Consider the following 14,426-nt stretch of genomic DNA (forward strand, 5'->3'; position numbering starts at 1 on the left):
GCGTATCCGTCGCAAGCTCAGTCAGTCAGCTTGGTGTTGCGCCGACCTGAACTGCGGTCTTCATCCTAATCATCTTTCTAGGTCTGCGATGGAGCGACGGGAGGTTTCCTGTCAATGCTCCGGCAAACGCAAGCAAAAACCCACCATCGAAGTATCCAGCACCACGGATCACATTGCCAATAAGCAGGTTCAAGAAGATGGCACCAATCATCTTGCGCGGGCCACTCCCGAATGCATCCCTTGTGTGCTTCACCAAAACGATCAAGAACAAAAGCAAACCCGCCCCACCAAACTCTGTTAAGAATTTCAGAACCGCGCTTGATCCATCTCTCTCATTTATATTGCCGAAAGCCGTCGTTAGTTGAAAGCCGTACGTCCAATTCGCAAAGATATAGTTGTCCAGCCCAAATCCAAAGGGATAGCTCTCCATCACCCGCTGGAGCACGTACACACTCTTAGCATATACAATCGAAGATACGTTCTGATGCCCATTGATCCTCCCTGAAAGAATATCCAAGAGGTCGATGATCCGCTCGAAGATAGGATTCTGATCCCTTAACACATATGCAATCGACAGAAGGGAAGGAGCAACAATCATGGCTGCAAGCAGAACCATCCGCCCGCGATTGCTTCGCGCGAGCAGAACTACAATATTTAAGAAGACGCTGACAATTAGTGTGGCTGAAGGGCAAAGCACCACAATCATGAAGAGAATGGCTGATTGCAACCATCCCATCTCAGCAATCCATCGGCGAGGAAACTGCAGAAGGATCGAGATCGGAATCGACAACATGATACCAACGTGAGAGGGCTCTCGCAGGATTCCTCCCTGTCGCTCGATCGGCAAAAAGTAGTGCTGATACTGAGAATTACCGGATGAATAACCTAAGGCAGTTTGGGCAATCATTACCGCCAATTGGACCGGCAAGAATATCCTTACCGCAAGCAGTATTGCTTCTTCGAAGGAACTGACTGAGAGGACACCCTTCGCCAAACATGCAACCGTTACGGATGCAAAGACTGCTATTCCGATGTGCCTGACATCGACTCCCGCTCCGGCAGATGACATGCCAGTAAGCTCCGTTGCGACGTAGAGGTGCGACAGCAACAAGGCGAACGTTGTGGCGGCAACAAGTACAAATCCAGTCAATGCCCCGATACGCCCAATGCAGATCAGGAATAGTGGGATCGAAACATAGAACCAGAGCGGAGTTGTACCCAGTACAAAATCAAACTTGATCCCCCAGGTAAAAAGGAAAAAGAACAGCGCCAACCCGAAGATTGTGCTTGACCTTCGACCCCGAGATGCATGAGGGCTTGGTTTCATTTTGCTCATCTACTACGCTCGCTGGGGTGCAGCAGAGCTGCTGGCTGCACGGATGAGTAACACAACCCGCTTTGTTCTAATCAAAAGAAAGACAACGGTCAGCGCAGAAATAAAAATCATTACCCCAGGAAGACTGCCGAATACTGCAGCCACCGGCAGAAACGCGATGTAGATTGGGAAGAAAGTCAGGTTACTAGCAGCGACAAATTTGTCGTCCCGAGCGCTTGCCAGGACAGCGTTCATTGCAACGGAAAGTACAGCGACCCACTGACAAGATGCCATTGCAACGGACAACCAAAGATAAGGGCGCACTTCATTCCCTTTGACCGATAGCGCCGAAAAGTAGGCTGCAATTGTAGCTAATGAACAAAGACAAAACGCGAAGACGGCCACTCGGCAGACATACCTTCTCGCAAGCTTGCTCCAATCCGAGTGGCTACCGGCGCTGCGGCGCGCTCGAACTAGCTCAGGCCATTCAGTTTGTACTACTCCGGCATCTACCAAAGTAAGCACCGTGTTCGAAAAGGCCCAAAAGAAACTGTAGATCCCAACCTCCCGGAGCCCGAGAACGCTGGCGATGATGTAACGGTCAAGATTCGAGGCTATCGCATGAACGACCTCGTTGAGGTAGATGTACCACCCCTTCCGCGCGATAGTTAAGTAGCTACCAAGCCTAGGTCGGGTCCGAATGAGGTCTGAGTTCCAGTTTAGAAGGAGGGCCAGAACGCCAAGGTAACTGGCGATGGTGCAACCAATCCATAGATCAAAGATGATTTTGAGCGAGAAGAACCAGCCAAATCCAAAATGGCCGGCAAGCACCAGGGGCACCCAAGCAGACGACCGGATAAAGTACAGAAGATTTGCAGTGCGAGAATGTCGAACTGCATTAAGCCCGACGTGGATATCTTTCCCGATCACTTCAAGAAAACACAGTCCAATTATCTCCGGCAACAAGCCGCTGAAGCGCACATCGATCCAGGACGCCGACGAGAATACAATCAAGGAAATCACAGAGCATACGAGCAACGAAAGGATCATCCGATCTCGGATTGCTAAGCTAGCTTCGCTCAACGAGGCATGAACTAGGTTGCGTCCCCAAAAATAGTTGATTCCAAGCCCCAATGCCGCTGGAGAGGGGGCGATTAAAGACTGCACCACGCCGTAAACACCGATTCCTTCAAGGCCTGCCTCACGAGTAATAAAAATAATCAACGAAAATCGGAGCACGATCGCACAGGCCCGCAACCCAGCATTTATCAATGATGGGGCCTGATCGAAAGCTCTCCTGATTTGGGGCATCATCTCTCACAAGCTCTCATCGATGAGAACTATTGCTCTGATGCAAGACATGAGGCGCCAAGCTTGATAGCCACTCGATCGGCGGGAGACGTCTCAGACGCGATTGCCAGCGATCTCGCAAATGAAACTAGTATAGGCATTGGCCACTCTGTCTGGATCAAGCATTTCGCGAACAGATTGACGAGCATTGGATGCGAGCATTTCATATAAGCTCTCATCATCCAACAACTGGCGCATCGCAAGACCGAGAGAGTCGGGTTCATCGGGATTGCAGAGCAACCCATTGCCCCCGTCTTGGATGATCTCAGGGAGACCACCCCGATTTGAGGCGATAACGGGTATGTGGCGTGCGCAGGCTTCGTACGCCACATTACCAAGCGCTTCCGGCCAAATCGAAGGAACGACACATATATCAATTTTTGCGTAGAACGAGGATGAGTCACAATATCCTAAGAACTCAACGTTCAGCCCTCCACTTTTTTGCTTCAGGTGCTTGAGGTATTCGGGATCACCATCGCCGGCGATTAACAGCCGATTCGTGATCCGGTGCCGAATGAACTGATTTAACAACCACGACACTCCCTTCGCGGGTATAATCGTTCCAATGAAGCCAAACGTTAGATCGTTTGACTTGATTTTCTTTTGGGAGCGCCGCTCTTCCGCAATCGCGCGTGCATTGCGGATGGTACGTGCTTTAGCGCGGCTGAAATAACCTTCTTGGCGGAAACGCTCCAACATGTAGGCGCTAACACCAACGACACCATTAACTCGATTGGAGGCGAACCGGTGCGGCAAACGAGCTAGGCGACAGGTTGCGCAACGTTGAACACACGCCTGCCCGTTCCTGAACATAAGCGCGGACCGGCAAAGCATATAAGAGTCATGAAGGACTGCGATCGTGGGCAAACCGGCACGAATAGCAGCAACACAAGCGGAGATCGACCAGCCTGAGAGGTTGTGACAAACAACAACGTCAGGCTGTTCAGTACGAATTACTTCCCGGACGTGCCGCGACATCCAGGGATTATAAATATCCAGCAAGTGCCAAATTGCGCGTATGGGTCCAGCCGCTTTTCTGGGCTTTAGATGCCAATAGATGTTGGCAATAGGGATCCGAATAACCCTGATTCCGTCGATAAGATCTATTTTTCGTTCCGAAGAGCCAGTTGTGGCGAGGAGAACTACGTCCACACCCGCTGCAGCGAGTGGTCTATAAATAGATTCAATTGTGACCTCTGCCCCTCCCCCAACGTCAGGCTTATAGAAGGAATTAATAACCAAAACTTTCATGGGCGTTACAACTCAGTGCTGCAGATCAGCGTTGGGAGATGGTGTACTTGAAGAATTGTATGCCCTTCATGGATCCTAATATCGTATCCACTCGCCTATAGGGTTGAATGTCCAGGTTGTTACAATGGCCAGAGTTGGCATAGCAAACACTTACCCTCATGAAGCGTGAACAGTTGTTCTTGATACTAACAACATGGTCCAACATAGCCGGGTTTATAGCTTGAGCCCTGGCGGCCGCCTCAACGTCCAAGCACGGACGTCCTAGCGGATCTTTGATGGCTGCGGAGTTTGAGCGCTCAGGGGGGCCTTGCAGCGTGAGATTGGATGAAGCCTGCGCGCGAGCCGGGTCGCAAGAGATCAGTTGCGATGTGAGGAACAAGGCAACGACACACCTCGGCCGAGCAACCAGAGGACATTTGATCATCGTTGCAACAGCCTTTCATCCAAGGACACTCCTGGTATCGTGACCTGAACCCCGTCTCGCGCAAGTCGCTTAGCAAGGGCCTCCCGCGAAACGACGTACACTTCGGTGAGCCCCGTCAACAGCCGATCCCTTTGAGCCCAGCCAATTCCTGTCAGATTAATCGCTGCATGTTCAGTGAACCCGCTCTCAACCAACGTGGCAAATTCCGTGACTACCTTGTCCTGTAGCGGTTCGCTTAAATCTCGAAATGCAGCCAAGCCCAACTTGTTGCGGCGCAATGCAATCCAACCCTCTAGCGGACCTCTATTATAGGATTCTTCAAGATATCCGACGTCTGCTGGGCTGAATCCAGCACGAGTCGTCTTGATTGAATAAAGCGTCAGCCAAAGGAAAGAGTCGCCGGGACTTGCAATAAGGGCAAATCTCAAACTTGCCTCCGCAGCCGCGAACTCGCTATCGGCTTCCGCTGAGCTTCTGCGCATTATCGCATCTTTCGCTAGTCGCACCCGAACAAGTGCGCTAGCACGCGCGAAGTCGGGGTGAGGCAATATCGGAATGCGTCCGCCTTCGATGATGGCTAACAGATTCGGAGCGGCACCTCGCCTGAAGCTATCGTCTTCGATGACGCGAGCTGCGGCAGCAGTGGCTGGGACCAATCGCAAGAAAGATGGCAGGACGACAATCGACCAGATTGCGCTTGCAAAGCCGAACACCAAGACCGGCCCGCGCGCCAGCATCTGAGCGGTGATTGGCAATCTATTCGACATACCCATAGCGGGCATAGTATTTCTGATAATAGTAGCGCCCGTGATAGGACTCATATCTTGCGAGAGCCTTGGTATCGGCTTTGTTCAATACCACCCCAAGCAGCTTGTCTTGGATTTCCGGCGAGCCGCGCAAGTTGTGCTTCACAACATCAATTTTAGTTTTGCCCCACTCCACCACAAAGACATAGGAATCAACAAATGACGAGGTGACGCGAACGTCGACCACTGGTGCCATCGGTGGCATGTCCAAAACGACATAGTCAAAGTTCGAGCGAAGCTGAGTGACCAGCGCGTGCATTGCCTTCGATGCGAGGATTTCGTTGGTGTGCAGCAGCTTCGAGGTCGTTCCGGCCGCGAGGATTGAAAGCTTGGTTTGAGGATCGACGACTAGTGCGTCTTCCAGTTTTGCTTTCTGAGCGACGACTTCGACTAAGCCGATCTTGGCATCTGGCACCAACGCACGCGACAGTGAAGGATTGCGCAGATCGGCATCGACAAGGATAACGCGCGCGCCTCCATGCGCCATAATCTGGGCGAGATTGGTCGAAAGCGTGCTCTTGCCCTCATTCGGCAGGGTCGAGGTGGTCGCTAGCACTCGGTTCTCGCGTACGATTGCGTTGAGGTCCACGGCCACCTTCACGGACCGCACCGCCTCCGAGAAGCGCGATAGGGGGTTGTCGACAACGTACCGCAGCAGGTCAGGTTCTGGATTGTTCGTCCTGACGAGCTTGCCACGAAGGACATTGTCGCGGAGCCCCGCTCCCATGCCAAGCGCCGGCAAGATGGCAATGCAATTCGCGCCCAGTTCTTCTTCAACTTGGCCGGTGGTGCGAAAGACCTTGTCTGCGAGTTCCCGCATCATTGCTGCACCAAAGGCCAACATCATTCCGCCGAACACGCCCCCTGCCAAGATGATCAGTGTTTTGGGGTAACTCTTCTTCAACGGTGTGGTCGCCGCACTGATTACGCGGGCCTCGGTGATCGGGAACGACTGCTGCTGGACGCTCTCCATGTAGCGCTGCAGGAAGTTGTCATACATCGCCTGATAACTTTGCGCGTTACTCTCAAGTTCGCGGAGAGCCACCTGTGCCTGATTGGTGAGCTGCGATTCCGAGACGACGTTGGCAAGGCTCGACTTGATCGCCTCCTCGCGGGTCTGAGCGATGTCGTAATCGCTCTTGTAGGACTCCTGGATGCGCCTGAGCTCGTCAATGATGTTCTTTTTGATTTCGGCCATCTGCCGGCGGAGGTTGACCGCGGCCAAGTGATCCGAGCCGTATTTCATGGCCCAGATCGATTCCTTCGAGGCCATGTCGACATACTGGCCGCGCAGCTTGACGATGGTGTCGTTCTTCAGCGCGTCGGCGACGCTGGCGTCCGGGATCTCCTGCTTCAGGATATCGTTGATGCGGTCCATCCGCGCCTTGGCTTCGGCGGTGGCTGCGTGCGCCATCACGAGCTGACTGTTCACCTCGGCAAGCTGCTGCTCGTTCATCAGCCGGCCGCCGGTGTCGACGATATTGTTGGCGGACTTGAAATCCACCACCGCCCTCTGCGCCGCGGAGGCTTGGGTGCGCAGCTCTTTGATACGGTCCTGCAGCCAGACACTAGCTCGTTTAGTGGCTTGGTACTTCGCCTCAAGCTGGTCAACAATATAGGCGTCTGCAATGGCGTTAGCGATCCGAGCCGCCTTCGCTGGATCCAGCGAGGTGAAGTTGATCTCCATGACGTAGGTAAAGCCGAGACGTTTGATGGTGCGATTCTTTTCGAAGCGCTCCAAGGCCTTGCGCGTCAGTTCGAACTCTGTGGGCGGATGACCGTCTGAAAATAGACTCGCGATGACATCTACCAACGCGCCAAGCACGCCGCCGCCGCTCCCGGTGAATTCGGGATCATCGGTCAGACGCAAGTCCCGGATCACGGCGAGGCTGATGTTCTCGGACTTCAGGATCTCGACCTGGGTTTCAACCGTCGCGGAATCCACCGCGATGTCGCCGAGTACGGATTGTTGCTGGAACAGCTGCACCTTGCGGGTGTCGATCACCATCGAGGCGGTGGAGGTGAATTGCGGCGCGGCGGTGAAGAGATAGAGCAGCGCCAGGATCACGCAGGCCGAGACGATCGCGATCATGGTCGGGAACTGGCGGCGGATGATGTCGAGATAGGAGGTCAGCGTCTGCGACGGAGAGCCGTCGGCCTCGGGGAAATCACGGTTGATCTCCGAGGTCGGCTTGTTCACCTGCAACATCTAGCAATTCCTGAAAATGGATCGATGTGTGTTCTTGGGATCAATGCTGGCCAAAAGCCTGATGGCGTCCGGAGCAAACCCGATGCCAAAACCCGCGCTGCGCGCAACACTAGCACAAGCTTGCCTGCAATTGAACGCGCTCGACGCAGTGCACAGCGCGCCTTGCGCGACTTTTTGCAGAAAGCTTAACGGCGCAAAAGCAAAGCGGCGCCCGCTGGCGCCGCTGCCGTGAGGTGTCATGGGCCGGCCGAAGCGCCGGTGCCGATCAGCGCGGGCTGACGCTGTTGGTGGAGCCGTTGACGCCGCCACCGGCGGTGTTGGGCGGATTGTTGGCGTTGTTGTTATTGCCGAACCTAACGGCGCCACCGCCCGTGCCGCCATTGGGGAAGTTGTTGCCGGTCGGGCCGCCTGCGCCGGAGCTGCCGCCGCCTCCGCCGCCGCCGGTCGCGGCGATCTGGACGTCGCCGGTCGCGGCCTGGTAGGCGGCGATCACGTCGGCGTTGCCGGTATTGGCGATCGCGGCCTGGATCTCATTGGCGAAGGCCTGGTCGGACTGCGCGGCCATGCGGGCGACCTGGGCGAGGCCGCCGACGATCGCGCGCATCTGGTCCTTGGTGGTCGCGGGATCCTTCAGCAGCGCGATCAGGCCCGGCAGCGTGGTCGGATCGGAGGCGCCGAGATCGCGCACGCGCGAGATCAGCTGCGGGCCGCCGGTCGGATATTGCTGCAGCAGGCTGTTGGGAGCGGCCTTGAACTCGGTAATGACGGTGGCCGGCAGCTGACGCTGCGGCGGGTAAATGGCGGCGCTGGCGGCCGACGAAATCGTCGCGGCGAGGGCCGCGGCGGCAGCCATGCGAAGCGCGATTCGGATAACGCTCATAAATCAACCTCCAAAAAATCAGCTGCCCCGATTGCTTCCTCGGCCCGGGCAAATGGCTGTGGTAGTTGCGGAACCTATCGGAACAGGCGGGAGCTGTCCACTTATTCTAAAGACTTCGTAAACGGCGCAACTGCTTCAAATCTAGACAGTTTTGTGAAGCTCGGGCCGCGCGCGCGGCGCTGTGCCTGCGGTTGCGATGCGGCCCTCGCCTCGCGGTGCGGTGGAGACGGCATCTGCCGCGGGCCGGCCCTCCCGGCTCGAGAAGGATTGCGCCAGGCCCGCGCCGAAAAGCGCAAAGAACGGAATGCTGTAGCCCGGCACCTGCAGCGTGAAGTCGAGGCACGAATGCAGCAGCGACAGCGTCGCGGTCGCCGCGGCCGCCAGCGGGATGATGACATCGCGCCGCCGTCCGAACACGCCCCGCGCCAGCACCAGCAGCATGATCGCCCAGCCGAGCGCCACCAGCAGCGCCATGGGAATGCCTACCTCGGAGGCAAGCTCCAGCGGCGTCGAATGCGCGGCATCCCAGACGCCGCGAATCGAGATGTTGGGGCTGCGGTACGGCGGGAAGGCCCATTGGAAGGTGCCCATGCCGGTGCCGAACCAGGGGTTGTCGGCGATGATCCGAAGCGTGGATTTCCAGGCCTCGATGCGGCCCTCGTCGACCAGGCCCTGGCTGTCGAAGCGACTGGAGACGCGGCCGCCGAGCAGCTGCAACAGGCCGAGCGCGACCGCAAGCCCCGCGCCCAGCGAGATCCAGATGCCGGTGCGCGGCGGCAGGTCCTTGCGGAGGAAGAGCGTGAAGGCGACGATCATCGCCAGCAGCGACAGGCCGACGCCGGCGCGCGAGGTCGTCATGAACATCGCCATCAGGCAGATCAGGAGGCAGCCAAGCTGCGGCAGGATCTGTTTCGGCGGGATCGCGCGCAGGTCGAGCGACAGACGCCGCCATTCGATATGCCGCTCGGGCAAGCGGCGGCGGACGTCCTCCAGGATCAAGAGCATCCAGATCACCGCAGCCGAGCCGAAATAGGCCGCCGCCGTGTTGCGGTTGATGAAGGTGCCGGTGACGCTGCCGAGATAGGCCGTCTTGTCCCGCCACAGGATCATGGTGGGCTCGATCAGGAACGAGAGCACGCCGTAGAGCGCGTAGGCCGCGCCCGAGATCGCGATGACCCAGAGCAGGCGGCGCGCACGCATCCGATCGGCGCCGACGGTGATGCCGAGCACGATGGCGAGGATGTTGGCAAGCGGCGCGCCGAGCGCGAAGAACGCCTCGTTTTTTACGATGGAAGCGGACGGGGCGATCGGCACGCCGAGCAGATCCGAGGCCTGCTTCCAGATCGGCTGGAATGGCGCGAGGAAGGGATGGTCGGAAAGCTGCTCATGCAGCACGAAGGCGTAAGCAGCGACGATCACCGCGATGCCGGCGAGCAGCCACAAATGCGGGAGGCGCAAATCGCGCGTCGGCGCGAAGATCACCGCGGTCCCGAGACACAGGCACCAGAACGCGATCGACAGATCGTTGGTCGAGCCGAACGGGAACGGCGCGCCGGCGGCCGCGAAGAACAGGATGAAGGTCGCGGGCAGGCTCCACAACCAGCGAATCCTGGACCAGCTTATGTTGGGAGGCCAAAGGCGCATCGTCGTTCTGGAGCGAGCTTTGTTCGGGCGGGCTTTGCTTGAGCTTAGAGGAAGCAATCGATCGGATAGATCTTCAGATCCACGTTAAGGCGGCTGTTCCGGCTCTGCGCCCGGAAAGCATAGAATACCCCAAAGCTATCGCTCCCCTGATCGAGTTTTATTCCGGGGGTTAATTCGTCCGGTGGGACCAGAAGGCCGATGTGCCGGTTGATGGCGGAGATCTCGATCCGCCCTTCGCCCTCCGCAAAATGCCCGCCGAGCTGGGTCACCGTGACTTTCGGCAGGCCGCGGCGCTGATGGCAGACATCCTCCTCCCAGAGCTTGGTCTGCTGCACCAGCGGCCTGCCCGGGCCATCGGGCACGACGATATCGGGGAAGGACGGGCGCAGCATCCCGAAGAACTTGCTCTCCTTGGAGTTCGCCGAGAGGCGGACGGTGAAGGACAGTTCGCCCTTGGCTCCCTTGAGGCGCGACAAGACGGGAGCATCAGGCTCGGCAAAAACCATCACATCGATGCGGTGGCGGACGCCGAGCTCTGCGGCAGCGGCCAGAGCCGGCCCGACCGGCGCAAGCCCGAAGGCGGGGACCAGAGCCAGAAGACGGCAAAATGTTCGAAAGCGCATGAAGCCCCTTGCAACAATGCGGGGTGACCGATGACCGACACGCCGTGCCGAGTGGCGCCTTGGTCCAAATCCCGAACTCGTAGCCGCAGCAGAACTGATTGCTAAACGAAAATAGCACCGGGACAAAGCCCCGGTGCCATCGTCTTTGGTCGGTCAAGGTGGCGTCTTACGGCGCCAGCTTGATGTTGTTGCGGAAGATCAGGGCGTCGTTGGAGAGGTTCACGGCATCGCTGCCGGTCGCCATGATCACACGCATGTACTGCAGGAACTTGGCAACTTCGACGTTGCGCGAGTTCGAGACGTAGATGATGTCGCCATTCTTCATCATGACCTTGGTGGCCAGGAAGAAGCCGCCGGGATCGCGGAAGTTCACGTTGAAGATGACCGGGATCGTCTCTGAGGTGTACTTGCTCACGTCGATGCCGAGCTGGGCCGCGACCTCGCGCGGCTCGCGGCGATACAGGTACACGGCAGCCGGATCGGCCTGGCCGTCCAGGAGACCGCCAGCCTTGCCGACGGCTTCGCCGAGGTTGATGCGCCAGGCATCGAAGTTGAACTCGCCGCTCTGGCCGCTGGCGCCGAACGCCATGAACTTCTGCTGCTCGCGATAGACATAGATGCTGTCGTCGGGGCGCACATAGACGTTGTTCTCGGGCGCCATCACGAGATTTTCGAACGGCACGGTGGCCCGCCGTCCGCCACGCTCAAGCATGACCCAGGTCTCGAAGCCCTGGCCCTTGATGCCGCCGGCGCGAGTGATCGCATCGAGCACACGGTCCTTCGCACCCGCCGCGCTCGCCGGATAACGCGCCGGCGAATTGACTTCGCCGAGCACGCTGATGAGCTGGGTGCGCTGCGAGGACATCGCAACGACCGCCTGCGGCTCGATGGCGCGGTTGCCGATCTTCTCGACGATCGCGCGCTGAATTTGGACCGCCGTCAGACCCGCGGCCTTGATCTGGCCGGCATACGGCACGGTGATGAAGCCGTCATTGTCGACCGACTGATCCGGGATCGTCACATAGTTACCCGGACGGACGCCGGCTTCCGCGGGGATGAACAGACCGCCTGCCGCGGCTTCGAAGATGGTGACGCTGACGACGTCGCCGATGCCGAACACGATGCTGGCGGGCGGACGGCGGTCAGTGAACACACCGGCGAGCCCCTTGGGCTCATGGGTATGCAGGATTTTTACGGTGGCCGGATTGAGCGGCACCAGCTCATAGGCCGGCGCGTTTTCAGTCTGGATCTTGTTATTGACGTCGTCCGTCAGCGGACCCGAGCCGGGATTGGTCGAGCAGGCCCCGAGCGCTAAAGCGGCTGCCAGAAACGCTGGCTTGAAAAGATATGACTTGGCAAAGGAATGCATGAATCGCGCCCCAAGAGACCCCAATTAGCCTCGATTGGTACGGCGGCGCGGGCGGTGCGACAAGGGTTCCCGAGTGGTTAACGGTGCGATCGGTCGGCCACTGTTGCGTGTGGGCCACTCTTTGGAGCTTAGTTTAACCCTTTGTGACTATTTGTTGTATTTCCTGTGCCCGGTCGGCGAGCAAATCGCCCAACTCAAGGGCTCAGTATGTCGAGCGCAAGGCTTCTTGGCCCCGCCGCCGTCTGCTAATGCTGGTCCGTTAAGAGCAGGAACCCCGTGTCTGGCCTCCTTCTGATCCCGCTGCTGGCAGGTTCCCTCCTTGGTGCTCCTGAACGCCCATGGGGCATCCCCCCCTGCCCTGGTAGCGCGGGATTCCCGTGTCACGACGCGCCTGCTGTTGCGGTGGCCGCCCCTGCCTCCTCTTCCGTCTGGAAATTCACCCGGACGCAAGGGACCAAGGACGGCGAGAGCTTCGCCGCGATCATGAAGACGGCGGACACGACCCAGTCCGACCCCGACTTCGCCGGCCTGATCGTCCGCTGCGCACCGAAGGGCAAGGTTGATGTGCTGGTGGCCCTGATCCGGCCCTTCCCGCCCCGGAGCCACCCCAAGGTCACGATCGCCGCGAGCGGCGGCGGCACGCTGACGTTCGACGCCAGCATGGCGGCCGCGGGCGCAGCCGTGCTGTTGCCCGATGAGGTCTCCGCCTTTGCCGCCGGCAAGTGGCAGACGACGCCCTCGTTGTCCGTGGTCGTGAGGGAGAGCGACAGCGAGATCAAGGGTACGGTAGCCCTGAACGGGCTGCGGGAGGCGTACAATTCGCTGCTGGCAAATTGCGGCCAATAGACCAAATTTAGCCATACAACTTAAGGGTCTTTTTAGGGTGGGGAACCTAGGGTCCGGAGCACGGAGAGTGTTTCGGATGACTGCCTTTTTGATTTTCAGCTTTCTCGTAGGTGCCGTGCTGGGCCAACGCTTTCGCGTGTTCGTGCTCCTGCCGGTAACATTTGCACTGGTGCTCACCATGCTGCCGGTTAGCATGATGACCAGCCTTGGCTTCCTTGACGGCATGAAAGCTGCGGCGTTCGCCGCCATCGCGCTCCAGGGCGGTTACCTCTTCGGTTCGGGGGCGCGCTTTGCCCTTGCCACCGCACGCGCCACCCGCGTCTTCGGTCGACCGGTCAAGGCCACCCGCTGATCGTGACGCAGGCCTCTGTTTGAAAACCAACTGCCCGCTTGTATGGTGACCTGATCGTTTCAGGATTCCGCATCGAGCGCCGTTTGTCCCTCGCTTATTTTGCCCTCATCGTTTCCATCGTTTCCGCTTCCGCTCTCGAAATCGCCGGCGCCAAGTTCGGTGCACAGCTGGGGTCGATGGCCGCGGCGCTAAGCCTGCTGGCCGCCGCCTTGAGCACGCGAAAGGCCGATTACGAGCACTATGTCCGCGCGATCTCCTGGGGCCGCTGGATCCTGGTCGCCATTCCGCTGTGCATCGCGGCCCAGTTCGCCCCGCTTCCGCTAGGCTGGGCGCATCCGATCTGGGCCAGCGCGCACGACGTCCTGGGTGGCCTGTCGCTCGGACCGATCACAGCCGATATCGGCTTGACGATGAACGCGCTGCTGCTGGCGCTTGCGGCGATCTCGTCGCTCAGCGTCGCGATCCTGGTGGTCCGCAATCGCGGCCGGGCCGAGCTGGTTCTCTTCGTGCTGAGCGGAGTAACCGCGGTCTCCGCCTTGATGTTAGACCTGCATCGGCTCTCACCGGCGCTTGCTGCAAGCGTACCCCATGACCTCACGACGACCTTGGCCGGCTTCGGCCTCATGCTCAATTTGGCGGTTATGCAGCTCGCAGCCGAACGGGCCGAAACGCACCATTCGGTCCTTCGCTCGGTCGCGATCGGCCTTTGCGGTCTTGTCGGGGCTTTGGCCAGCGCCGCCGCGATCTTTGGGTTGTCCGGAACGAACAGCGCGATCGCAGCGGCCTTTGGCGTTGTGCTGATCCTGCTGATCCTCGTCATCCGCCGACTGGACCTGTCGCCATTGGCCGCGAGCGCATTGTCGGTGGCAGCCCTGATCGGCGCGGCGATCGTGCTGACCTTCATGTTCGAGAAGAGCTCCGGACCGATCCTCCTGCGGCTCGTCCCGGAGATGGGAGCCGAGACCAAGGCCGCCCTCGAGCGCATGTTGACCGACACACGCTGGTTCGGCGCCGGCGCCGGGACCTTTGCTGCGGTGGGCAGGATCTATCAGAGCGATGCCGGAGCTGTCTTGACCGCGCCCTCGGCCGCCACCTCCGTGTTTGCGGGGATGGGATGGATCGGCTTGGCCGCCACGATCGCGGTAAGCCTGATCGCTTTGCTGCGCCTGTTCTTCGGCGCCCTGCAGCGCGGACGCGACTCGTTCTTTCCGGCGGCGGCCGCGGCCTGTGTTCTCTTTGCGCTCGTCCAGAGCTTTGCGGGACCGGGATTGCTGCGCCCCGCAGCAATCCTGTGTCTTTCGGTGATCGTGGGACTGGGGCTGTCGCAGAGCGTCAGCCAATCGTCATCGCGATAGAG

The 14,426-nt window shown here is 58.9% G+C and carries 12 protein-coding genes; 3 read left to right on the top strand and 9 right to left on the bottom strand.

The annotated features are described in order from the left end of the window. Positions 1-25: 25 nt before the first annotated feature. The 9 genes from ACVIIV_RS35550 to ACVIIV_RS35590 all read right to left on the bottom strand — a co-directional run bounded on the left by ACVIIV_RS35550 (position 26) and on the right by ACVIIV_RS35590 (position 11,871). Positions 26-1,273, bottom strand: coding sequence for a hypothetical protein (locus ACVIIV_RS35550; protein WP_456748354.1), 1,248 nt, complete (start codon positions 1,271-1,273; stop codon positions 26-28). A gap of 66 nt (positions 1,274-1,339) precedes the next feature. Next, positions 1,340-2,629 carry a lipopolysaccharide biosynthesis protein gene (locus ACVIIV_RS35555; protein ID WP_456748355.1) on the bottom strand — a complete coding sequence of 430 codons (1,290 nt, stop codon included), beginning with the start codon at positions 2,627-2,629 and terminating at the stop codon, positions 1,340-1,342. A gap of 90 nt (positions 2,630-2,719) precedes the next feature. Further along, entirely contained in the window at positions 2,720-3,916 is a 1,197-nt protein-coding gene (locus tag ACVIIV_RS35560; RefSeq protein ID WP_456748356.1) for a glycosyltransferase family 4 protein, read from the bottom strand. A gap of 420 nt (positions 3,917-4,336) precedes the next feature. Next, positions 4,337-5,095, bottom strand: a complete 759-nt coding sequence (locus ACVIIV_RS35565) for a hypothetical protein (protein WP_456748357.1) — start codon at positions 5,093-5,095, stop codon at positions 4,337-4,339. Position 5,096: 1 nt separating this feature from the next. Further along, positions 5,097-7,355, bottom strand: coding sequence for a polysaccharide biosynthesis tyrosine autokinase (locus tag ACVIIV_RS35570; protein ID WP_456748358.1), 2,259 nt, complete (start codon positions 7,353-7,355; stop codon positions 5,097-5,099). Positions 7,356-7,620: 265 nt separating this feature from the next. Next, positions 7,621-8,235 (bottom strand): hypothetical protein, encoded by a 615-nt coding sequence (locus tag ACVIIV_RS35575; protein WP_456748359.1) that lies wholly within the window; start codon positions 8,233-8,235, stop codon positions 7,621-7,623. Positions 8,236-8,376: 141 nt separating this feature from the next. Further along, positions 8,377-9,834 (bottom strand): O-antigen ligase family protein, encoded by a 1,458-nt coding sequence (locus ACVIIV_RS35580; protein ID WP_456748360.1) that lies wholly within the window; start codon positions 9,832-9,834, stop codon positions 8,377-8,379. Between the two features lie 89 nt (positions 9,835-9,923). Continuing rightward, on the bottom strand, positions 9,924-10,502 hold the full coding sequence (locus ACVIIV_RS35585; RefSeq protein WP_456748361.1) for a hypothetical protein: 579 nt from the start codon (positions 10,500-10,502) through the stop codon (positions 9,924-9,926). Between the two features lie 166 nt (positions 10,503-10,668). Then, entirely contained in the window at positions 10,669-11,871 is a 1,203-nt protein-coding gene (locus ACVIIV_RS35590; RefSeq protein WP_456748362.1) for a polysaccharide biosynthesis/export family protein, read from the bottom strand. 402 nt (positions 11,872-12,273) lie between these two features. Between ACVIIV_RS35590 and ACVIIV_RS35595 the strand changes: the two genes are divergently transcribed. The 3 genes from ACVIIV_RS35595 to ACVIIV_RS35605 all read left to right on the top strand — a co-directional run bounded on the left by ACVIIV_RS35595 (position 12,274) and on the right by ACVIIV_RS35605 (position 14,424). Beyond that, positions 12,274-12,717 carry a hypothetical protein gene (locus ACVIIV_RS35595; RefSeq protein WP_456748363.1) on the top strand — a complete coding sequence of 148 codons (444 nt, stop codon included), beginning with the start codon at positions 12,274-12,276 and terminating at the stop codon, positions 12,715-12,717. Positions 12,718-12,793: 76 nt separating this feature from the next. Further along, on the top strand, positions 12,794-13,069 hold the full coding sequence (locus ACVIIV_RS35600) for a hypothetical protein (protein ID WP_456748364.1): 276 nt from the start codon (positions 12,794-12,796) through the stop codon (positions 13,067-13,069). An 83-nt stretch (positions 13,070-13,152) separates the two neighbouring features. Next, positions 13,153-14,424: a hypothetical protein gene (locus tag ACVIIV_RS35605; protein WP_456748365.1), complete on the top strand. Its 1,272-nt coding sequence runs from the start codon at positions 13,153-13,155 to the stop codon at positions 14,422-14,424. Positions 14,425-14,426 lie beyond the last annotated feature (2 nt).

It is taken from the genome of Bradyrhizobium sp. USDA 4354 (genome assembly GCF_054060315.1).

What these genes read in the sequence shown, in the direction of transcription:
- ACVIIV_RS35555 (WP_456748355.1), bottom strand. Translation starts at nt 2,629, where the DNA reads ATGATGCCCCAAATCAGGAGAGCTTTCGATCAGGCCCCATCATTGATA.
- ACVIIV_RS35560 (WP_456748356.1), bottom strand. Translation starts at nt 3,916, where the DNA reads ATGAAAGTTTTGGTTATTAATTCCTTCTATAAGCCTGACGTTGGGGGA.
- ACVIIV_RS35570 (WP_456748358.1), bottom strand. Translation starts at nt 7,355, where the DNA reads ATGTTGCAGGTGAACAAGCCGACCTCGGAGATCAACCGTGATTTCCCC.
- ACVIIV_RS35575 (WP_456748359.1), bottom strand. Translation starts at nt 8,235, where the DNA reads ATGAGCGTTATCCGAATCGCGCTTCGCATGGCTGCCGCCGCGGCCCTC.
- ACVIIV_RS35585 (WP_456748361.1), bottom strand. Translation starts at nt 10,502, where the DNA reads ATGCGCTTTCGAACATTTTGCCGTCTTCTGGCTCTGGTCCCCGCCTTC.
- ACVIIV_RS35590 (WP_456748362.1), bottom strand. Translation starts at nt 11,871, where the DNA reads ATGCATTCCTTTGCCAAGTCATATCTTTTCAAGCCAGCGTTTCTGGCA.
- ACVIIV_RS35600 (WP_456748364.1), top strand. Translation starts at nt 12,794, where the DNA reads ATGACTGCCTTTTTGATTTTCAGCTTTCTCGTAGGTGCCGTGCTGGGC.